Genomic DNA, 20178 nt, shown 5'->3' with positions numbered 1-20178 from the left:
TGAATTTATGTTTCAAATTACTGTCCAGTAGATACACCGCTTTAATTATTGGAGCTAGCATGTCTTCTGACAGTTCATCACTTGTGGTCAAACTCGAAAATATCAGCTTTCGTTGGAAGCCTGAATTACCACCAACGCTAGAGATCCCCTCTCTGTACATCCAAGCCCAAGAGCACCTTTTTATCAAAGGGCCAAGTGGTTGTGGAAAATCAACTTTGTTAGGGCTACTGACCGGAATCAACCAAGCTGAGCAAGGAGAAGTCTCTATCCTTGATCAAGACCTCACTCAGCTTACACCTCGTCAAAGAGATAAATTCAGAGCCGATCATATTGGTTATATTTTCCAACAATTTAACCTGCTTCCTTATCTATCAGTTATCGAGAACGTGACGCTTCCTTGCCAGTTTTCACAGATACGTAAACAGCAAGTCGCTGAAAGCCAGAAAAGCTTACAAGAGACGGCTCGAGAGTTGTTACTCAGATTAAAACTACCTCAAGCTTTAATGGACAAGCCCGTTACCGAGTTAAGCATCGGTCAACAACAACGTGTTGCTGCCGCTCGTGCTTTGATCGGCCAACCCAAAATCATTATTGCCGACGAGCCAACCTCGGCTTTGGATCATGACAACCGAGAAGCTTTTATCGAACTGTTGTTAGAACAAGCCAACCAGGCCGGTTCTACTCTTATCTTTGTTAGCCATGATCCAACACTAGAAAAATTATTTACTCGAACCATAGATTTAAAAACCGTTAACCAAGCTAAGGTTGTCGTATGAAAGTAATTACTCACTTAGCCTTAAAAAGCGTACTCAACCGTAAAGCCACGGCTATTCTCACCATTCTCACGGTGGCGGTATCTGTCATTCTCTTGCTCGGCGTAGAACGCGTTAGAACCGAAGCAAAAAGCAGCTTCGCCAATACGATTTCAGGTACTGACCTTATCGTCGGTGGCCGCTCTGGTCAGGTAAACCTGCTGCTTTATTCCGTATTTAGAATCGGTAATGCGACCAACAACATCGACTGGAAAAGCTATGAAGAATTTAGCCAGCACAACGCTGTAAAGTGGGCGATCCCAATCTCATTGGGTGATTCACATAAAGGCTTCCGCGTAATGGGCACGAACCATAGCTACTTCGAGAATTATCGCTATGGAAGTAAGCAACCACTTACTTTTCAGCAAGGCAAAGAGTTTAATCAGCTATTTGACGTAGTGATTGGTGCCGACGTCGCGAAGAAGCTAGATTACAAAATAGGTGATCAAATCATTCTTGCGCACGGTATCAGTGATGTTGCGTTTAGCCGTCACGATAATCTGCCCTTCAAGATTGTGGGAATACTCGCGCCAACAGGAACACCAGTAGACAAAACCGTACACGTATCGCTAGAGGCAATCGAAGCAATTCATGTTGGCTGGGAATCAGGTGCCAACCTCGGGCACACACCGAATGCTGAAGCGCTAAAGCAACGTGACTTCCAACCGAAGCAGATTACCGCGATGATGGTTGGCCTTAAATCGAAGATCCAAACCTTCGCACTGCAACGAGAAATCAATAACTACCGCCAAGAACCTTTAAGCGCCATTATGCCGGGCATTGCGCTTCACGAATTGTGGGGAATGATGGCTGTAGCAGAACAAGCATTACTGATTGTTTCAGGGTTTGTTGTTGTCGCCGGATTATTGGGTATGCTCAGTAGCCTACTCACTAGCTTGCAAGAAAGGCGTCGAGAGATGGCTATCCTACGTGCGATGGGCGCAAGACCTCGTCATGTGTTTGGTTTACTGATCAGTGAAGCCAGTGCACTAACCTTCCTTGGCATTACATTAGGTGTTGCAGTGCTGTTTGCGCTGATCGCAGTGGTTGCTCCTATTGTGCAACAAAGTTATGGTATCAACATATCGATATCCGCAATCACACCGCATGAGTGGAAACTGCTTATGCTGGTACAAGTTGCCGGAATCATTATCGGCTTTATTCCCGCTTTCAGGGCTTACCGCCAGTCATTGTCTGATGGCATGACGATTCGAATCTAAAATAGGAACCTACGATGCAACGCAAATTCCTACTGATACTTGGGCTACTTCTGTTCCCATTTATCAGTACAGCTCACGCTGAAACCACTCAGAATGACGAATCGGTATTAACACTTGAATGGATTGATTTGATTCCAGAATCAGAACGTGCTCAGCTAGATTCATTTGGTATGCCGATGGTTGACCACAATAGTATGGACAAACCTCAACAATCGACACTTGGTGCTGTTCGCCCAGAGCTGAATGGCAGCACAGTGAAGATTCCTGGCTTTGTGATTCCATTGGAAGGTGATGAGAATATGATCACTGAGTTTCTGCTGGTACCGTACTTTGGCGCATGTATCCACGTGCCACCGCCGCCACCGAACCAAATCATCTACGTGAAGTTCCCGAAAGGTGCACCAATACAGCAGTTATGGGATGTGATCTATTTGGTCGGAACGCTGAAAACTGAGTCAATCAGCCATGACTTAGCGCAAACCGGTTATCTTATTGAAGGTACTGCGATTGAAGAGTATGACGACATGTAGTCATTAGAAGGGTGGCTCAAGGATGAGCTGCCGTCACTGAACGAGTGTGATCATTCAATAACAGTTTAATAACGATAATTTTCTTCTGAATTACGCGATGTAATTAGATAAGTAAGCTAGAACAGCGACATAAGTCGCGAGTAATAACCCTATACTAAGCTGTTTCTTCAGCTTGTTATCATTGGCTTGATTCATAACTCCTCCTTGAGAATTACAACAAATTTAACATTTTATTATCACTAGCAAAAGTAAAATTTTGTTGAAACCTTCAACTCTGCACGCAAAATCTAGCCACCAATAAGATAAAGAGTTACATTTTAGACAGTTATACCAATCACAATAAGTAAGTGTTCAGAAATAGCGTAGAAAAAAGGCTTGAGAACCAGGCGGAGCTTTTTGATAAGTGGTTATTCTACAATCAAAAGTTCTAACGCCGTTATCGAGCGTTTTAACAAGCTAGAGCGAGCAATTATTTACTACGATTGGTCTTGAGTCGTCTCCTAACGGTACTCTTATGTCAGAAACCAAACAGCCAGTGATCATTGAGCATGCTAGCGATACACAGCAAAAGCATGAGAAAAAGCCTCATATTGCCGACAGTGCCAGCAGAATGCTGCACATCGCACAAAGCTTCGGCCTCGATTTCTTAATTAGTCATAGTGCCAAGCCAAAGGATAAAGCTGAGAGTACGCTTATCGAACGGGCACTATTGCGAGAGAAAAAACGTAGAGAGCTTCGCCAAAAGAACCTAGAACAGATTCTAAAGTTGGCGCACTCTTCATGTAAGGATGAAGCGGCTGGAGACCCGGATCAGGACTGGCTATACCGTTTCTTCGACATGGCACAAGAGATCCACAATACATCGATGCAGAGGCTATGGGCTCAAGTACTGAAACGAGAAGTCACCAACCCAGGCTCGACGTCGATGAAGGCACTGCAAATCTTAAAAGACATGACACCAAAAGAAGCGTTAACCCTACAAAGGGCAGCATCACTGGGTTGTAGCTTTGGTAGCGATAACAGCAGAAAGCTCTTACTCGGCTTTAAATCTCATGCTGGGCTATTCAACTTTGGCAAAAGGGACACCACCAACACCATCAACCTTGGTGGGCACAACCTGCCCTACTCCAGCTTGCTCCACTTGATAGAGCTCGGGATTATTCTGGGCACAGAATTAGAATCCGGAGAGATTGATTTCGATCCAGCCCTGCACCTAACCTATCAAGGTAAGAGCATGTCACTGGCACCATTATCAAAAGGCGTGAAGCTGGTTTACTACCGATTCAGCCCTACAGGCAATGAGCTTTGTACCTTGCTCGGTAACAAGCCAAACACGCAGTATTACGATCAACTGATTGCACTATTGAGCCAGAAATTCACAGTACAGACAGAAGTGAAAAGCAGCGTAAATTACACCGTCTAGACACTCGACGGAGCTAAAATAGACGGTGTAAAAAGTGAAGTATAGAGAGGAATAAAGAGAATCTAGAGGATAGGTTTCTTGTCTCGGTAAACTAAGGCTGCACTATTTATCGGTCGTGAATAAACAGATAAACAGCTGAGTAGCCTTAGTCATACCAACGATCTCAGTTGGCTAAGATATTTCGCTTCTCCAACGCATCAATACACAGTTCGACCAATTCATCGAGTGTCTTCTCACCTGCAGGTAGATCAATCTCAGGGTTCTGAGGCGCTTCGTACACTGAACTAATACCTGTAAAGTTCGGGATCTCTCCGGCACGTGCTTTCTTATACAGACCTTTAGGGTCACGCTGTTCGCAAACCTCTAATGGCGTATTGACGAACACCTCAAGAAACTCACCTTCCGGCAATAAATCTCTCACGAGTTGCCTTTCAGCTTGATGCGGAGAAATAAAGGCTGACAACACGATCAAGCCTGCATCTGCCATCAATTTAGCAAGCTCACCAATACGACGGATGTTCTCTCGACGATCTTGCTCAGAGAAGCCAAGGTCGCTACATAAGCCATGACGCACATTGTCACCATCCAATAAATAAGTATGGTAACCAAGCTGTGCCAAACGATTTTCTAATGCTCCAGCGACTGTCGATTTACCAGAACCAGACAACCCCGTGAACCAGAGCACGGCTGGCTTTTGTGATTTCAGATCCGCGCGAAATGTTTTATCAATCGAGTGTTGATGCCACACAACATTCTCATCTTTGGGTTTGAGTACTGCGGTCATAATTAGTCCTTTAAATAAACAGCATTAAAATGGGAAAAAATAAGGAATTAGGGTCAGCACCAAGCCCGAATATACAATCGAGATTGGAATGCCGATACGCAGATAATCCGTTAAATGGTAATTACCTACGCTATAAACAAGTAAGTTGGTTTGGTAGCCGTATGGAGAGATAAAACTGGCACTGGCACCAAACAGTACCGCCATGATGAACGGCATAGGGTCAACGCCATAACCTACTGCCATACTGTAGCCAATCGGAAATGAGAGTGCTGCAGCCGCATTATTGGTCACCAGCTCTGTCAAAACCAAAGTCATAAAGTAGGTAGCAACTAACGCACCGAATACGCCCCAGCCATTAAACGCCTCCATAAACATCAGCCCCATCCGCTCAGATAAACCCGATGAAATCATCAGTTGAGCAATAGAAAGTGCAGAGCCCACGATCACCACAATATCGACTGGGAAACGGCGGCGGAGCTCACCCAGTTGCACCACGCCAAATGCCACCAGCAACAGTAGAAAACCAGCTAAGCCTTTGATAATAGGTACTGCATCGATAAGGGCTAAACCAATCACGCTAGCAAAGCCGAGCAACACGAACGTCGATTTGTCGGCATCAAGCTTGGCACTCGAATCTAAGTCATTCATCAACACAAACTCTTTGTTGTGTTGTTGGCGCTGTTCTTCAAAGCGTTTACCTGGAACCAAAATCAAGGTATCACCAGCGGTCAATGTGATATTCCCTAGCCCACCTTCTAGGCGTTCATGGCCACGACGAATAGCAACCACAACCGCATCGAAACGATCTCTAAATTGGCTGGTTTTCAGGGTTTTGTTACAGAAGCTTGCCGACGAACTCACCACCACTTCAACAAAGCTCTGGCCATTCAAATGATGCTGACCAAACAGGGTTAAACCTTGGATTTCTTGCAGTGTTGCAACACTCTCTACATCACCACAAAACAGCAATCGGTCGCGAGCTTGAAGAATAAAATCAGGGTCAATAGATGCGGTGGTCTTACCGTCTCGAATCACTTCCGCTAAGAACAGTTTTCTCAATGCTCTGAGGTTGTTTTCACTTACGCTGCGACCAACTAACGGTGAGCCCGGCTCCACTCTGGCTTCTAAAAAGTAAGGCAGATCATCTTGAGAACCATCATCGTAGCTGGGTAAAAAATAGCTAAGAGGAATAAGGATCAATACCCCACCGACCAAAACCGCTAAACCGATCAAGGTAGGTGTGAAAAAGTTTAAGCTCGGCAATCCGGCATCTTCAACAAAGCTATTGATGATCAAGTTGGTTGATGTGCCGATCAATGTCAGGGTGCCACCTAAAATGGCAGCGTATGACAAAGGGATAAGTAACTTAGATGGCGCGTGCTGTTGATTACGTTTGATCGCACCGATCAAAGAAACCACCACTGCCGTGTTATTGGTAAAAGAAGAAAGTAACGCTGTGGAAATACCCAACTTCGCAACCACGGTGCCTAGCCTACCTTCAGAGATATTGCGGCTAACCCAACTGATTAAGCGAGTTTTCTCCAACGCACTTGATGCGAGGATAAGAAGAATTAAAGTCAGTAACGAGGAGTTAGTGAAGTTATTGGCTAAGCTCGACAAGTCGATCATGCCAGCCATAAAAGCAATAAACGCCGCGCCAGCAAATATAAAGCTTGGCTTAATACGGGTAACGAGCAGGCAAGTAATGATGCCGAGCAAAATCGCTAATACAAATCCTTGTTGCCACATATACCCGTCCTTTATGGCGGAAACGATCGGTTTCCGCCTAATTCAATAAGCTGTTACTTGGTCGTTTATGACTTCAGTAGTTGGCTTAGATCTTTGGCATCCCAATGAGGGAAATGTTTGCGAACCAATGCGTTGAACTCAAGTTCAAATGCAGAGAAGTTACCGACTTGCTGTTCAACAGAGTCCAAACGGTCTCGAATCAAACCCGCACCAACCGTCACGTTGGTTAGACGGTCGATAACGATGAAGCCACCGGTATCCGCACTCTCACGGTATTTATCCAATGCAACAGTCTCGTTCAAAGACCATTCACACAAGCCAATACCATTCAGTGGTAACTCATCGACAGCGTGGGTCGACAGGTTGTTGATGTCATATTGGTGGCGAACTGTTTCAACCTGACCGACGGTTTTCTTGCCTGCGATCTTGATGTCGTAAGCTTTGCCCGGTTGCAATGGTTGCTCTGTCATCCACACGATGTCAGCCAATACGTGGTTAGTGGATTCAATCTGCGCGTTTTCTAGCACAATCAAATCACCACGACTGATATCAATCTCATCTTCAAGGGTCAGTGTTACTGCCAAGCCCGCTTGCGCAGACTCCAAATCACCATCAAAAGTTACAATGCGTGCAACCTTAGAGGTTTTACCCGACGGCAGCGCCTTGATTTCATCACCGACACTGACACGGCCAGAGGCAACGGTGCCAGCAAAACCGCGGAAGTCTAAGTTAGGACGATTGACGTACTGAACTGGGAATCGGAATTCACCTGCCGAACGCTTTTGGTCAATGTCGACGTTCTCTAACACTTCTAGCAGAGATGGGCCTTCGAACCATGCAAGCTCTTTACTTGGTGCAGCAACGTTGATGCCTTCAAGCGCCGATACTGGCAAGATCTGAATATTGGTTTCACCTTCTAGGTTTTCTGCAAACTCTAGATACTGATCGCGAATCTCTTCAAAACGATCTTGTGAATACTCCACAAGATCCATCTTGTTTACAGCAACGATGAAATGCTTCAAACCAAGCAGGTTAGAGATAAACGAGTGACGACGTGTTTGATCCAGAACGCCCTTACGAGCATCAATCAAGATCACCGCCAGATCACACGTTGAAGCGCCTGTTGCCATGTTGCGCGTATACTGCTCATGCCCAGGAGTATCAGCAATAATGAACTTACGTTTTTGAGTCGAGAAGTAGCGGTAAGCCACATCGATCGTGATCCCTTGCTCACGCTCAGCCTGCAGACCATCAACAAGCAGTGCCAAATCAGGTTTCTCACCTGTCGTTCCCACTCGTTGGCTATCCGAGTGAACCGCGGCTAGCTGATCTTCATAAATCTGTTTTGTATCATGGAGTAAGCGACCGATTAGCGTACTTTTACCGTCATCTACCGAGCCACAAGTTAAAAATCTAAGCATAGATTTATGCTGATGCTGACTTAGATAACCTTCAATCCCTAGTTCAGCCAATTCGGCTTCTACTGCACTATTCATTTTTCTTTCCTTAGATTCTTAGAAATAACCTTGGCGCTTTTTCAGCTCCATAGAGCCCGACTGATCATGGTCAATCGCTCGACCTTGACGCTCACTAGACGTCGCCACCAGCATTTCTTCAATAATGCCCGTTAGCGTATTCGCCTCAGATTCAACCGCTCCGGTTAGTGGGTAACAGCCTAAAGTACGAAAACGAACGCTTTTCTCTTCAATCACTTCACCTTCTTGCAGCTCCATACGGTCATCATCCACCATGATCAGCATGCCATCACGCTCAACTACAGGGCGTTTGTCTGAAAGGTAAAGTGGAACAATATCGATGCTCTCTAGATAGATGTATTGCCAGATATCGAGCTCAGTCCAATTAGATAGCGGGAAGACACGAATGCTTTCGCCCTTATTAACCTGACCGTTGTAGGTGTGCCATAACTCTGGACGTTGATTTTTTGGATCCCATGTGTGGTTCTTATCGCGGAAAGAGTAAACACGTTCTTTCGCACGAGATTTCTCTTCATCACGACGCGCACCACCGAAAGCTGCATCAAATCCATACTTGTTTAACGCCTGCTTAAGGCCCTGAGTTTTCATGATGTCAGTGTGCTTCGAAGAACCATGTACAAATGGGCTACAACCCATCTCAATACCTTCTGGGTTCTTATGTACTAAAAGGTCGAAGCCGTACTTTTTAGCCGTACGATCACGAAACTCAATCATCTCGCGGAATTTCCAATCCGTATCTACATGCAATAGCGGGAATGGAATCTTGCCTGGATAAAACGCTTTGCGAGCTAAATGAAGCATCACAGAAGAATCTTTTCCGATGGAGTACATCATCACTGGGTTATCAAACTCAGCCGCCACTTCACGGATAATATGAATACTTTCCGCTTCGAGCTGTTTTAGGTGGGTTAAACGTTCTTGGTCCATTTCAGTGCTTCCTTTAAGGCTCGCGTTACGAGCAATTCATTACTTGGTCTTGCCAAGCATGGGATTTAACTCATCCACTTGAGTGAATGGGAGTATTGGCACTAGAAGAAAAAAGAAGCTTCGTGTTGAGCTATCCTTGCTATTCGTCTGCCTGATACGTCCTTGATATAGGCATTATGACGAGCCTCTCATATTACTGGAAATTCTAAAATTTCATTTTTTATTCGAAAAGCTGATAAGGGATTGAATTTATCGATAAGCAGGTGAAATGAATGGACTAATATTATCGATATCAGTTGCACATCGATTAATCAGGTTTGGGAGGCGTCTTGCAGAACACCATAAAGTAGTCGATCTAAGTCACGAATTAACATTCGTTGTAATCATTGTTTCATTCCATTTTGTTACATTACGCAACGAATTTTCTACTATCCACTTTGGAGCTACAAAATGAAAGTTGCAATGAAACCTTTGTCATTGGCTGTGCTTGCGGGTCTTGGTTTGACTCTAGCAGGCTGTACAACAACACCAGATACCGATGAAGTGATTAAACTACGTGTCGTAGAGACAACGGACATCCATACCAACCTAATGGATTACGATTACTACAAAGACAAGCCATCGAAAAAAATCGGCTTAGCACGTACTGCAACTCTAGTAAAAGAAGCTCAAAACGAAGTAACCAACAGCGTATTAGTTGATAACGGTGACTTGCTGCAAGGTAGCCCAATGGGTGACTACATGGCAGACAAAGGCATCGAAGCGGGTGAAGTTCACCCTGCATACAAAGCTATGAACCAGCTAAGCTACGACGCTGCAAACCTAGGTAACCACGAATTCAACTACGGTCTTGAGTTCCTAGAAGAATCTATCAACGACGCTGATTTCCCGTACATCAGTGCTAACGTTTACGACGCAGAAACCAAAGAACACTACTTCACGCCTTATATCATCAAGACGCACACGTTCGAAGATACTGCTGGCGTAGAGCACGAAGTAAAAGTGGGTTACATCGGTTTTGTTCCACCACAAATCATGACGTGGGATAAGAAGAACCTAGAAGGCAAAGTGATCGCTCGCGATATCATTGAGACGGCTAACGAGTTAGTGCCTCAAATGAAAGCGGAAGGTGCAGAGGTTATCGTTGCTATCCCTCACTCAGGCGTATCAACTGACCCATACAAAAATGGCGAAGAGAACTCAACGTTCTACCTATCTGAAGTAGACGGCATCGATGCGATCGCATTCGGCCACTCTCACGCAGTTTTCCCAGGTAAAGGTTTTGATGACATTCAAGGCATCGACAACGAAACGGGCACCATGAACGGCGTTGCGGCAGTAATGCCTGGTCGTTGGGGTAGCCACGTTGGTGTTATGGATCTAACACTTGCACAAAAAGACGGTAAGTGGGAAGTGGTTAAAGGCCAATCAGAAGCGCGCCCTATCTACGACAAAATAGAGAAGAAATCGCTTGCTGCAGCTGATGAAGGCATCGTAACAGCACTAGAAAAAGACCACGCTGGTACTCGTGAGTTTGTTAACCAACCGATTGGTAAAGCAGACGATGTGATGTACAGCTTCTTGTCTCTAGTACAAGACGATCCAACAGTTCAAATCGTTAACCTTGCACAGAAAGATTACGTTGAACAGTTCATCCAAGGTGACCCTGACCTAGATGGTACGCCAGTACTTTCAGCAGCTGCACCATTCAAGGCCGGTGGCCGTAAGAATGACCCAGCGAACTTCACTGAGGTTGAATCTGGTCAACTGACATTCCGTAACGCAGCTGACTTGTACCTTTACCCGAACACGCTAGTTGCGATGAAGGTAACAGGTCACGAAGTAAAAGAGTGGCTTGAGTGTTCTGCAGGTCAGTTCAACCAAGTGGATGTTAACTCCACAGCACCACAACAGTTGATTGAGTGGGATAACTTCCGTACTTACAACTTCGATGTTATCGACGGTGTGGATTACCAAATCGACGTAACTCAACCTGCTAAATACGATGCAAACTGTAAAGTCGTTAACCCTGACTCACAGCGTATTGTTGGCCTAACTTACCAAGGTAAGCCAATCGACATGAAGCAAGACTTCCTGATCGCCACCAACAACTACCGTGCATACAGCGCTAAGTTCCCAGGCACAGGTGAAGACTTCATCGCATTTGATGCACCAGATGAGAACCGTACTGTTCTTGCAAACTACATCTCTCGCGTAAGCAAAGAGCAAGGTCAAGTGAGCCCAAGCGCGGATAACAATTGGTCATTTGCGCCAATCAAAACAGATAACAAGCTAGATATCCGCTTTGAAACATCTCCAAGCGACAAAGCAGCAGAGTTCATTAAAGAGAAGGGTCAATACCCGATGAAACGTGTTGCGACTGACGATGTTGGTTTCGCTGTTTACCAGATTGACCTAACTAAATAGATTGCTTAAGTAATCCATAGTTAACGTTCTGAAAGGCTGAGTTTAACGACTCAGCCTTTTTCTTTTCTTCTCTAAATTCTTAGTGTAAGGCCTCAGCTTTCGAAGCTTAAACTCCTGCTCATTCTTCGCCTAATATCGCACACCTCAAATCACCTATTGAATCCAATCAACGTAAAAAAGCAGCAATTCGCTGTAAGTTTTTCTGAGCTCCTCCTGTCTATTTAATTTACTACACTCAATGAATGGCCGGTAAGCCATTCATCTATAGGATAGATAAGGACATTTGATGGGCACCGTCGAGAGCATTCAAGCATGGTTACATTCAGGGGAGGAGTCGCTGCTATGGCTGATGCTTGGCATTATCGCGCTTTCTTACCTGCTTGAAGATCTGGCAATCGTGACGGCCGCTGGTTTAGCGACTCAAGCACTCATCCCACCGCAATATGCGTTACTTGCAATTTTCATTGGCATTGCCACTGGTGATCTTGGTCTTTATTACCTTGGTAAATCAGGACGTTACTTCCGAGGCGTTCGATATAAAGCCCTCACCAATAAGTACTTTCGTTCGCTTCGTACCAAATTACGCCAAAACGCATTCAGCAGCCTTTTTGTTATCCGCTTTATTCCTGGGCTACGCACCGTTGGTTTTACTCTGAGTGGCTTTTTCGCCATCCCACTGCCTACTTTCTTATTTGCCGTCATCAGCGCAACTGCGCTCTGGACTGGCATTGTCTTCTCTGCCATCTACTATTTAGGGACATCAGCCTGGCTGCAAGCCTCTGAATATCAATGGATCATCATCCCGTGTGCCATCGTTTTGCTGTTTATCGGCAATCGATTAATGAATAAAACCTACTCTAGAGGGCTATCATGAGTTCACCGCAAGATATTCGCATCATTCCCGCACATCAAATTAATGCAGGTATGCCTCTGCTTGAAAAAGATACCGTGCGAAGTGTCTCTCCTTATGAGTTTCTTCCGACTTGGTTCTTCTACACGCCAGTGGTCATTCAAAGCCTGATGCAAGGGTTACGGCACTTTGACTGGGCGCTGCCGCTCATCGCCAATCCAAGCATTAAGTTAAGCGGCATGGTAGGCGAATCAAAACATGAGATATTGAGCCTTGCCGGATCTTCAAGTCAGCGTTGGATCTCACCGTTTATAACCCTAACCAAAACGGATCTCGGCAGTAAAAAACAAGCCGAAGACGCACGCAGCGCACTCATACAAACGGATCTTGATTTCCCTATCGTGGCAAAGCCGGATCTTGGCTGTCGAGGTGTTGGCGTTAAGCTGATCAACAACCAAGATCAACTTGAGCAATATGTTGAATCTTTCCCAAATAATGCTCGCTTTCTATTGCAGAAAAAGGCGCCTTATCAAGCCGAAGCGGGTGTTTTCTACGTTCGTTACCCAAATAAAAAGCAAGGTGAGATCATCTCGATCACACTCAAATATGCGCCAATGGTGATGGGTGATGGCAAGTCGACACTCAAGCAGTTAATTGAAAACAGCCCGCGCGCTGGGCAACTCAGCCACCTGTATCTACCAAGGCATGAAGATAAATTGGATCAAGTGCTCGCAGAGGGTGAAGAGTTCCAACTCGCGTTTGCAGGCAGCCATAGCCGTGGCTGTATCTTCCGAGACGGTAATCAATACATCACTCAGGCTCTAACAGAACGCTTAGACGAGATATTCGACGACTTCGATGGCTTTCACTTTGGTCGACTCGACGTCAAGTTTAAAGACATGTACAGCCTAATGAACGGTGAGGATTTCACGATTCTTGAGGTCAATGGCGCAAGCAGTGAGGCTGGACATATCTGGGATCGCAACACCCCATTACGAGAGATATTTTCTACGCTACTCCTGCAATATCGCATTCTTTTTGATATTGGCGCTCAGCAAAAACAACGAGGCCACCAATCCCCTTCTTTCAAGAGCTTATTTGCGGCGTGGCAAGAAGAGCGACGTCTTGTTCAACAATATCCGACTACCGACTAACTTTGCACGAGGATCATGAATGAACCCCATAGCCCAACCGAGCGCCCTTACTTCTTTCTCTCCTAGTATCAAGGGAGCGGTAGAGATATTGAATCAGGGTCTAGAGTTTTTGTTAGCGATTTCTGACAGCGATTACCTGACACGAGCAAAGCCACACGTTACAAGCTCTATCGGTGAACATACTCGTCACACACTGGATCTTTTTCACGCCTTGATTTTAAAAGAGGATGAGGCCGTTGATTACAACACTCGTCGTCGTGGTCATCCTGTCGAATACGACCGCTCTATTGCAGTCAAAGAGATCCACTATGTGATCAACTGGCTTGAACGATTAGACCGTCGAGATCTCGAAGCGCCTATCATGATCCAAACCGAGGTTTCGATGGATGCTCAAGTGTTCGCAAGCCTGCCTTCAACGCTCGAAAGAGAGGTCACCTTTGCCGCACTGCATGCCAATCATCATTACGCGATGATCAAGGTGATCACCACCTTCCTAGACGTCGAGACCTGCAACACCTTTGGTTATGCCCCAACCACCAACAGCTATCTGAGGGAGCAATAATCATGTGTTCAGTATCTTGGCTGCTTGAAGAGAATGGTTATCAGGTCTTTTTTAATCGTGATGAACAAAAGACGCGAGCACTGGCAATGCCACCCAGACAATATCGAGTCAACGGTGTCGATATCATTATGCCACTCGACCCAACTGGCGGCGGTAGCTGGATAAGTATTAATGAGTTCGGGCTTTCGCTATGCCTACTCAATAACTATCAAGGCACAGTGCCCGTTGGTCCTTTAGTAAGCCGCGGTTTGCTACTTAAAAACCTATCATCAAGTCGTAATATCAGTCAGCTATCTGAAGCGTTTCACAAGCTAGACCTACACTCTTTTGCCCCATTTACCTTGCTAGCTTTCGCGCCCAATCTAACCCAACACGTTGGTCTGGTTATCGCCTACATGTGGGATGGTATTCAACAGAAAATAGTCGACACTGATTCTCCACTCTTCTCATCCGGTGTTGATTTAGAGCGAGTGCAAGCCTACCGACAAGCAAAATATGATCAGCTCATGGCGGCAGGTAAGAATCAACAGAACTTACTGATGTTCCACTCTCACCATCACAATGAGCAACCTCATTTAGCGACCTGTATGCATCGCGAAGACGCACATACCGTGAGCTTTACACACTTACGTAACCTGCATGGTCAAGCCTCTATGTTTTATGCACCCGGCTCACCATGCGAACCCATTAAACCATGTCAGATAAATCAGCAGCACTTTACCTTTGATTTATCACCCGCAATCAATCTATAGATGGAGTCCATCATGAGAAAACTATTCACCATGGTTCTGCTACTTGTTAGCCCGTACGTATTTGCCGCCGATGAAATCTATACCGGCTTCTTTAGCAGTAAGGCACTCGATGGCTACGATACCGTGGCTTATTTCACGTCTGGGAAGCCTGTTGAAGGGAGCAAGAAGTTCAGCACAGAGTACAAAGGCGCGGACTGGTATTTCTCTTCTGAAAAGAATCTGACTTTATTTGTTAATAATCCTGAAAAATATGCCCCTCAATATGGTGGCTATTGCGCTTGGGCAGTATCAGCGAAGAGCGACTTTGCACCGAGTGACCCACATCAATGGACGATTGTTGATAACAAGCTTTACCTCAACTACGACCAAGAGATTAAGCAGCGCTGGGAACAAGACCAAGCACAGCATATTCAACAAGCCGATAAAGTTTGGCCGCAACTGATTAAGTAAGGTAATTTCATTATGATTGATAGTCCTTTTCGTTTACCACGTTACACGCCTTTTGGTTTAGGTGAGTCTGTTGTCGAGTGGGCAACTGGGCTATCTAAGCTAGACCGACTCTACCAAGATCGTAAAAACGAGTTATCTAGCTTCGAATTCATGAATTACACTCTGTCGGCGCTCAATATCGACTACTCGGTTGCATCGGGAAGCACGGAAAACATCCCGGAAGAAGGGCCTGTCGTGATTGTGGCGAACCACCCGCTTGGCGCCATCGAAGGCGTGATCCTTGCAGATCTCGTAGGATCAGTAAGAAAGGATGTGAAGGTGCTGGCCAATGAGTTACTTAAGCGCCTGCCTGAACTGGATGATCTTTTCATCGGTGTCGATGTCTTTAACAGTAAAGAATCGAAACGCACCAATGCCAAAGCGATTCGAGATGCCAATCGTCATTTGGCTGATGGTGGACTATTGATTGTATTCCCAGCAGGTGAAGTATCAAGCTACCGTAAAGGGGCAAAAACACTGACAGACATCGAGTGGAGCAAGTCGGTAGCGAAATTCGTCAAACGTCACCAAGCCACCACGGTACCTATCTTTATCAATGGCAAGAACAGTGAGCTTTTCTATCAAGCGGGTCGTGTTCATCCACTGTTGAGAACCGCTCTACTCGGGCGTGAACTTCTTAATAAACAAGCGACAACTATCTCTATCTCGATTGGCTCATCGATTCCATATTCAGAGATAAAATCGTTTGAAAAAGAGATGGATATCGTCAACTACCTACGACTTAATACCTATCTAATGAGTCAACAAGACAGCCCGAGCACGCCCATCCACGCACCTTCTTTTGATACCCAAGTGATTGCGCCTATTCCGCCAGAAGTGTTGGCAATAGAGGTCGATTCTCTTCCGGAAGATATGAAGTTACTTGAGCAAGGGGACTTCGAGGTCTACTGCACGCCTAGCCAATCTATTCCTAACTTAATGCGCGAGATTGGTCGAGTAAGAGAAGAAAGCTTTAGAGAAGTCGGAGAAGGCAGTGGGCTGGCCTGTGATTTAGATGAGTATGACCTTTACTACCATCAACTGTTTGTGTGGAATAAAACCAAGGCAGAACTGGTCGGGGCGTATCGACTCGGTATGGTCGACAAACTCATCGCAGAGCACGGGCTTGATCAGCTTTACTCTCGTAGCCTGTTTAACTACAACCAAGAATTCATTGATACGTTAGAAAACAGCATTGAACTAGGGCGATCGGTAGTAAGTAAACCTTACCAAAAGAGCCTGAACTCCCTGTTACTATTGTGGAAAGGCATTGCGACTTTTGTTTCTCGTCACCCTCAATATACCCATCTGTTCGGCCCAGTCAGTATCAGTAATGATTACAGCCACAATGCGCGTCTGTTGATCGCGACCACCTTATCAATCCATCACTACGATGAGGAAAAGGCGAACTTGGTTTCACCTTCATCACCACTCAATACCAGCAGTCATGTGTTCTGGCAAAATCACCTGCTCTCTTCACTGGCGAGTGTGCCTCTGCTCTCTAAAGTGTTAGCACGCATGGAGCAAGGTAAAGGCCTGCCGGTACTGCTGCGCCAATATCTAGGGATGAACGGTAAACTGGTGTGTTTTAATGTCGACCCATCGTTTAATGATGCCTTGGATGGCTTGATTGTGGTGAACCTTAAAAAGGTACCACTGAAGACACTGGGTAAATACATGGGCAGAGAGCTTGCTCAAGATTACCTAGAGCAACACGCACGCCGCTGATTTATCCCGCTCTGTACCTCTCTCCAAATAAGTGCGATGATTTCGGCACTTATTTGGGATAGGTTATTTTCATGCACACCTCTTTTATCGAACAACTGCAAAGCTTCGACTTCTCTGAAAGCCAGATTGAATCTCTACTCGCTGTCGCCAAGCCACTTGAGCTGCCAACCAGACACATCTTGATCAATCAAGGTGAGATGGCGAGTTCAATCTACTTTGTACTTGAAGGCTTGTGCCATGCCTGCTACCTCACTGATGATGGTAAGCAATACAGCAAAGAGTTCTATTGGGAACAAGATTGGATCATCGGCTTTGAGAGTCTGATAAAGAACCAAGCCTCTCCTTACCTATTAGAAACGCTGACACCCATCACCATGTTAGAGCTGCCAATGAATGCGGTTATCGAGTGGCGTGCATCAAATAATCCTTTGTATTTAAAGCTGTTAGAAACACAACTGATGCATAAGGAAAACAAAGAACGCTTCATGCTGCTCTATACACCAGAGCAACGCTATCAGCTGTTCTGCGAGCACTATCCCGACCTTGAGCAGCGCTTGAACGACAATCAAATTGCAGCCTACCTAGGAATAACCGCAATCAGCCTGAGCAGAATTAAAGGTCGAATTAACAATAGTTAATGCCAACAATCATCGCGCATAGTACATTCAGAGCATCGATAATCTCTGGATGTAAACATGATCACTTGGCACTCAATTCCTTTTTCTGAACTCTCAACACAACAGCTTTATCAACTACTTAAATTAAGAGTCGATGTATTTGTGGTCGAGCAGACTTGTCCTTATCCAGAGCTGGACGGTAAAGATACACTCGCGGGTGTTGAGCACCTGCTTGGCTATGCTGATGAAGAGTTGGTAGCGTGTGCACGTTTATTACCACCAGGTACCTCTTACGACAACACCAGCATCGGTCGAGTCGCAACCAAGCAATCGGCAAGAGGTGGTGGCTTGGGGCATCAATTAATCAAAGAAGCATTAACACGCTGCGAGGCTCTTTGGCCAAATACGGCCATTGATATTGGCGCGCAGCAACACCTAGAAAACTTCTATGCGAGCCACGGCTTCAACACCATCTCGGATATGTACCTCGAAGATGACATTCCTCATATAGACATGAGATTAGAAAAATAATGACGAATATCACTGCCGGTATTCTATTGTTGGTTGCAGGTAACTTGTTTGCCTCGCTTTCCGACGTAGCGGTAAAGCTGTTAAATGGCGAAGTACCGCCCTTACAGTATATTTTTTTCCGACAGTTGATATCTCTGCTCATCATCACCCCTTTGTGGCTACAGCAGAAAAAAGAACAACGGCGCTTACAGCAGGCTAAGGTAACCTTCATTCGAGGTCAGTTAATTCTGATCGGCAGTGGGTGCATGGTGGTCGCGATCACTCACTTGTCTTTGGCAACCGCCAACGCAGTATTTTATGTCGCGCCTTTACTGATGTTGCCGCTCTCAATGTTGCTATTGAAAGAGCAACCGGCACTCGGCAAGGTTATCGGCACAACCATAGGTTTTATTGGTGCATTGATTGTCTTGAGGCCATCACAATTTCATTGGGCGGCACTGTTTGCTTTGGGGACAGCACTCACCCTAGCACTATTTAATGTACTCGTAAGAAAGCTTCCTAGTGAGCAAACGGTGGTCACTACGCTGTGGTGGACAACCTTATTCTCTATTCCAGCCTCATTAGTACTGTGCTTCTTATACTGGCAGCCAGTGTCTGTGGAGCATTTGGGATACATAGCCCTGAGTGCGACGCTAATCTTAAGTTACAACGGCCTTGCAGTTGCTGCCTATCAAAAAGCACACTCTAGCCAAATTGCCTTGGCTGAGTATTCAGGATTGGTGTTTGTCGCGCTAATAGGTGCAATATGGTTCGATGAGATTCCGGATACATTAACCTTTATCGGAATCATGCTTATCATCTTGCCACTCGCCCCTTTCAAGCGACCAAAAAAAAGAGCTAATGCTTAGCTCTTTTCTATCGTTTATCTGTGTCTGGTGAAGCGCTTTAACTCAGGCTCACTATTCATCTACTTACTGCGACCAAAGCCACCATCGGATAAGCGGAAGAACATCACCGAAGTGTCGCCTTTCTCTAGCTGAAGAATGTCCAACTGCCCAGTTTCAGCAAGTTTGAAACGAACCAGCTGGCCTTTACGAATCTGACTGAGCGGCTTATCTGCACCTTCAATTCGCACTAACGCATTCAAGTCAGACAATGGCAAATCGTTGTTTCGAAAAACCTGCGCTAACGTATCCCCTTGCTTAACAAGGTACTCCTGCCAATTTTTGTTACTCGGTTCTAATGAGCTGTTCTTGGCATTTTGCTGTTCGCTTAAGCCGACGGTGTTTATTTCAAGCTCAACGCGCGATGTTGTTGGAGCTGTGTCTACTTTAGGTTCTGGTAGCGGCACAAAAAGTAATATCAGTACGATCGGAGAAATCACCATCAACAGTCTTTGGTGTAACTTCGGCAATGAACCCCAAGTTTGCGCTGTCGAGGTTTTCATTTTCTTCACATCGATCGAACTCAATTTCTCTTTGACCTGATTCAGTCGATCCTTGAATTCTGCTAAGTGGTCAACTTTCTGTTTTTTCTTTTGACGACGATTCATACCACTGCGTCCTATACATTGAATAACTACAGTATAAAAACCAAAGTACCAACAGTATAGATCTTTCCGTCACAACAAGGCCCAAAGCGAGAAAATTGACATGGCTGTGATTTGGGCACGGTAAAGCGCAAGTGATCAGGGACTAGCCGTTTCTTCACGCTGCTAATACTGGTATTCTTACCCTTTTCGTACTGACAAAAAGAGTGACTTTTCATGTCTGAAGTAAAATTTGAAACTGTAGAGCAAAAAGCTAGCTACGGTATCGGTCTACAAATGGGCCAACAACTTGCTGGTTCTGGTCTTGAAGGCCTAAACGTTGACGCAATCGCTGCTGGTATCGCAACAGCTCTAGTTGGCGACATGCCAACTATCGAAGTTGACGAAATCAACAACGCACTACAAGAGCTACACACTCGCGGTGAAGCTGCACGTCAAGAACTAGCTAAAGCTGCTGCTGCTGACGGCGAAGCTTTCCTAGCTGACAACGCTCTTCGTTCAGAAGTAACGGTTCTTGAGTCTGGTCTTCAGTACGAAGTACTAACTGAAGGTACTGGCGAAATCCCAACTGCAGACAAGCAAGTACGTGTTCACTACCACGGCGAACTAACTGACGGTACTGTTTTCGACAGCTCTGT

20 protein-coding genes are annotated in these 20178 nt (G+C 45.5%); 15 read left to right on the top strand and 5 right to left on the bottom strand.

The window, feature by feature from the left end:
- Window positions 1-59 precede the first annotated feature (59 nt).
- The 4 genes from AB4133_RS16595 to AB4133_RS16580 all read left to right on the top strand — a co-directional run bounded on the left by AB4133_RS16595 (window position 60) and on the right by AB4133_RS16580 (window position 3985).
- Window positions 60-776: an ABC transporter ATP-binding protein gene (locus tag AB4133_RS16595; protein WP_372225060.1), complete on the top strand. Its 717-nt coding sequence runs from the start codon at window positions 60-62 to the stop codon at window positions 774-776.
- Complete coding sequence (locus tag AB4133_RS16590) at window positions 773-2032, top strand: ABC transporter permease (protein WP_017058893.1); 1260 nt, start codon at window positions 773-775, stop codon at window positions 2030-2032. The genes AB4133_RS16595 and AB4133_RS16590 overlap by 4 nt, the downstream gene beginning before the upstream one ends.
- A gap of 14 nt (window positions 2033-2046) precedes the next feature.
- Window positions 2047-2562, top strand: a complete 516-nt coding sequence (locus tag AB4133_RS16585) for a DUF3299 domain-containing protein (protein ID WP_017058892.1) — start codon at window positions 2047-2049, stop codon at window positions 2560-2562.
- Window positions 2563-3076: 514 nt separating this feature from the next.
- A complete protein-coding gene (locus AB4133_RS16580) occupies window positions 3077-3985 on the top strand; it encodes a TIGR03899 family protein (RefSeq protein WP_017058890.1) in 909 nt (302 codons plus the stop codon).
- 163 nt (window positions 3986-4148) lie between these two features.
- Here AB4133_RS16580 and cysC read toward each other — a convergent pair whose 3' ends face one another.
- From cysC to cysD, 4 genes are all read right to left on the bottom strand, one after another.
- Window positions 4149-4769: an adenylyl-sulfate kinase gene (gene cysC, locus AB4133_RS16575; protein ID WP_017067555.1), complete on the bottom strand. Its 621-nt coding sequence runs from the start codon at window positions 4767-4769 to the stop codon at window positions 4149-4151.
- 24 nt (window positions 4770-4793) lie between these two features.
- Window positions 4794-6518, bottom strand: a complete 1725-nt coding sequence (locus AB4133_RS16570; RefSeq protein ID WP_017067554.1) for an SLC13 family permease — start codon at window positions 6516-6518, stop codon at window positions 4794-4796.
- Window positions 6519-6583: 65 nt separating this feature from the next.
- Complete coding sequence (gene cysN / locus AB4133_RS16565; RefSeq protein ID WP_017063719.1) at window positions 6584-8014, bottom strand: sulfate adenylyltransferase subunit CysN; 1431 nt, start codon at window positions 8012-8014, stop codon at window positions 6584-6586.
- A gap of 18 nt (window positions 8015-8032) precedes the next feature.
- Window positions 8033-8977 carry a sulfate adenylyltransferase subunit CysD gene (gene cysD / locus AB4133_RS16560; RefSeq protein WP_226088532.1) on the bottom strand — a complete coding sequence of 315 codons (945 nt, stop codon included), beginning with the start codon at window positions 8975-8977 and terminating at the stop codon, window positions 8033-8035.
- 414 nt (window positions 8978-9391) lie between these two features.
- Here cysD and AB4133_RS16555 point away from each other — a divergent pair, with 414 nt between their 5' ends.
- The 10 genes from AB4133_RS16555 (at window position 9392) to AB4133_RS16510 (ending at window position 18899) form a co-directional block, all read left to right on the top strand.
- Window positions 9392-11368 carry a bifunctional 2',3'-cyclic-nucleotide 2'-phosphodiesterase/3'-nucleotidase gene (locus AB4133_RS16555; RefSeq protein WP_054548267.1) on the top strand — a complete coding sequence of 659 codons (1977 nt, stop codon included), beginning with the start codon at window positions 9392-9394 and terminating at the stop codon, window positions 11366-11368.
- A gap of 286 nt (window positions 11369-11654) precedes the next feature.
- Complete coding sequence (locus AB4133_RS16550; protein ID WP_017071303.1) at window positions 11655-12242, top strand: DedA family protein; 588 nt, start codon at window positions 11655-11657, stop codon at window positions 12240-12242.
- Entirely contained in the window at window positions 12239-13372 is a 1134-nt protein-coding gene (locus AB4133_RS16545) for an ATP-grasp domain-containing protein (RefSeq protein WP_102427909.1), read from the top strand. The genes AB4133_RS16550 and AB4133_RS16545 overlap by 4 nt, the downstream gene beginning before the upstream one ends.
- Window positions 13373-13391: 19 nt before the next feature.
- On the top strand, window positions 13392-13934 hold the full coding sequence (locus AB4133_RS16540; RefSeq protein WP_032545608.1) for a hypothetical protein: 543 nt from the start codon (window positions 13392-13394) through the stop codon (window positions 13932-13934).
- A gap of 2 nt (window positions 13935-13936) precedes the next feature.
- On the top strand, window positions 13937-14686 hold the full coding sequence (locus AB4133_RS16535; protein WP_372225056.1) for an NRDE family protein: 750 nt from the start codon (window positions 13937-13939) through the stop codon (window positions 14684-14686).
- Between the two features lie 12 nt (window positions 14687-14698).
- On the top strand, window positions 14699-15136 hold the full coding sequence (locus AB4133_RS16530; RefSeq protein ID WP_229647432.1) for a YHS domain-containing (seleno)protein: 438 nt from the start codon (window positions 14699-14701) through the stop codon (window positions 15134-15136).
- A gap of 12 nt (window positions 15137-15148) precedes the next feature.
- Window positions 15149-16903, top strand: a complete 1755-nt coding sequence (locus tag AB4133_RS16525; protein ID WP_372111190.1) for a lysophospholipid acyltransferase family protein — start codon at window positions 15149-15151, stop codon at window positions 16901-16903.
- A gap of 71 nt (window positions 16904-16974) precedes the next feature.
- Window positions 16975-17541 (top strand): Crp/Fnr family transcriptional regulator, encoded by a 567-nt coding sequence (locus tag AB4133_RS16520; RefSeq protein WP_017067547.1) that lies wholly within the window; start codon window positions 16975-16977, stop codon window positions 17539-17541.
- Between the two features lie 57 nt (window positions 17542-17598).
- The gene (locus tag AB4133_RS16515; protein ID WP_017058878.1) at window positions 17599-18051 is read left to right on the top strand and encodes a GNAT family N-acetyltransferase; all 453 of its coding nucleotides are present in this window, start codon (window positions 17599-17601) and stop codon (window positions 18049-18051) included.
- On the top strand, window positions 18051-18899 hold the full coding sequence (locus AB4133_RS16510; protein WP_017058877.1) for a DMT family transporter: 849 nt from the start codon (window positions 18051-18053) through the stop codon (window positions 18897-18899). Before AB4133_RS16515 ends, AB4133_RS16510 begins: the two co-directional genes overlap by 1 nt.
- Window positions 18900-18958: 59 nt before the next feature.
- Here the strand turns inward: AB4133_RS16510 and AB4133_RS16505 are convergent, their stop codons facing one another.
- Complete coding sequence (locus AB4133_RS16505) at window positions 18959-19543, bottom strand: LysM-like peptidoglycan-binding domain-containing protein (RefSeq protein ID WP_017068022.1); 585 nt, start codon at window positions 19541-19543, stop codon at window positions 18959-18961.
- Window positions 19544-19756: 213 nt separating this feature from the next.
- On the opposite strand from AB4133_RS16505, the gene AB4133_RS16500 reads away from it, so the two are divergent.
- A partial coding sequence (locus AB4133_RS16500) for an FKBP-type peptidyl-prolyl cis-trans isomerase N-terminal domain-containing protein (protein WP_372225053.1) occupies window positions 19757-20178 on the top strand: 422 nt, incomplete at its 3' end.

The sequence above is a fragment of the Vibrio sp. 10N.286.52.F8 genome, from assembly GCF_041468745.1.
Classification (GTDB): Bacteria; Pseudomonadota; Gammaproteobacteria; order Enterobacterales; family Vibrionaceae; genus Vibrio; species Vibrio crassostreae_C.
The sequence above is the reverse complement of the archived record's forward strand: the minus strand, read 5'-3'. Positions and strand labels throughout refer to the sequence as shown.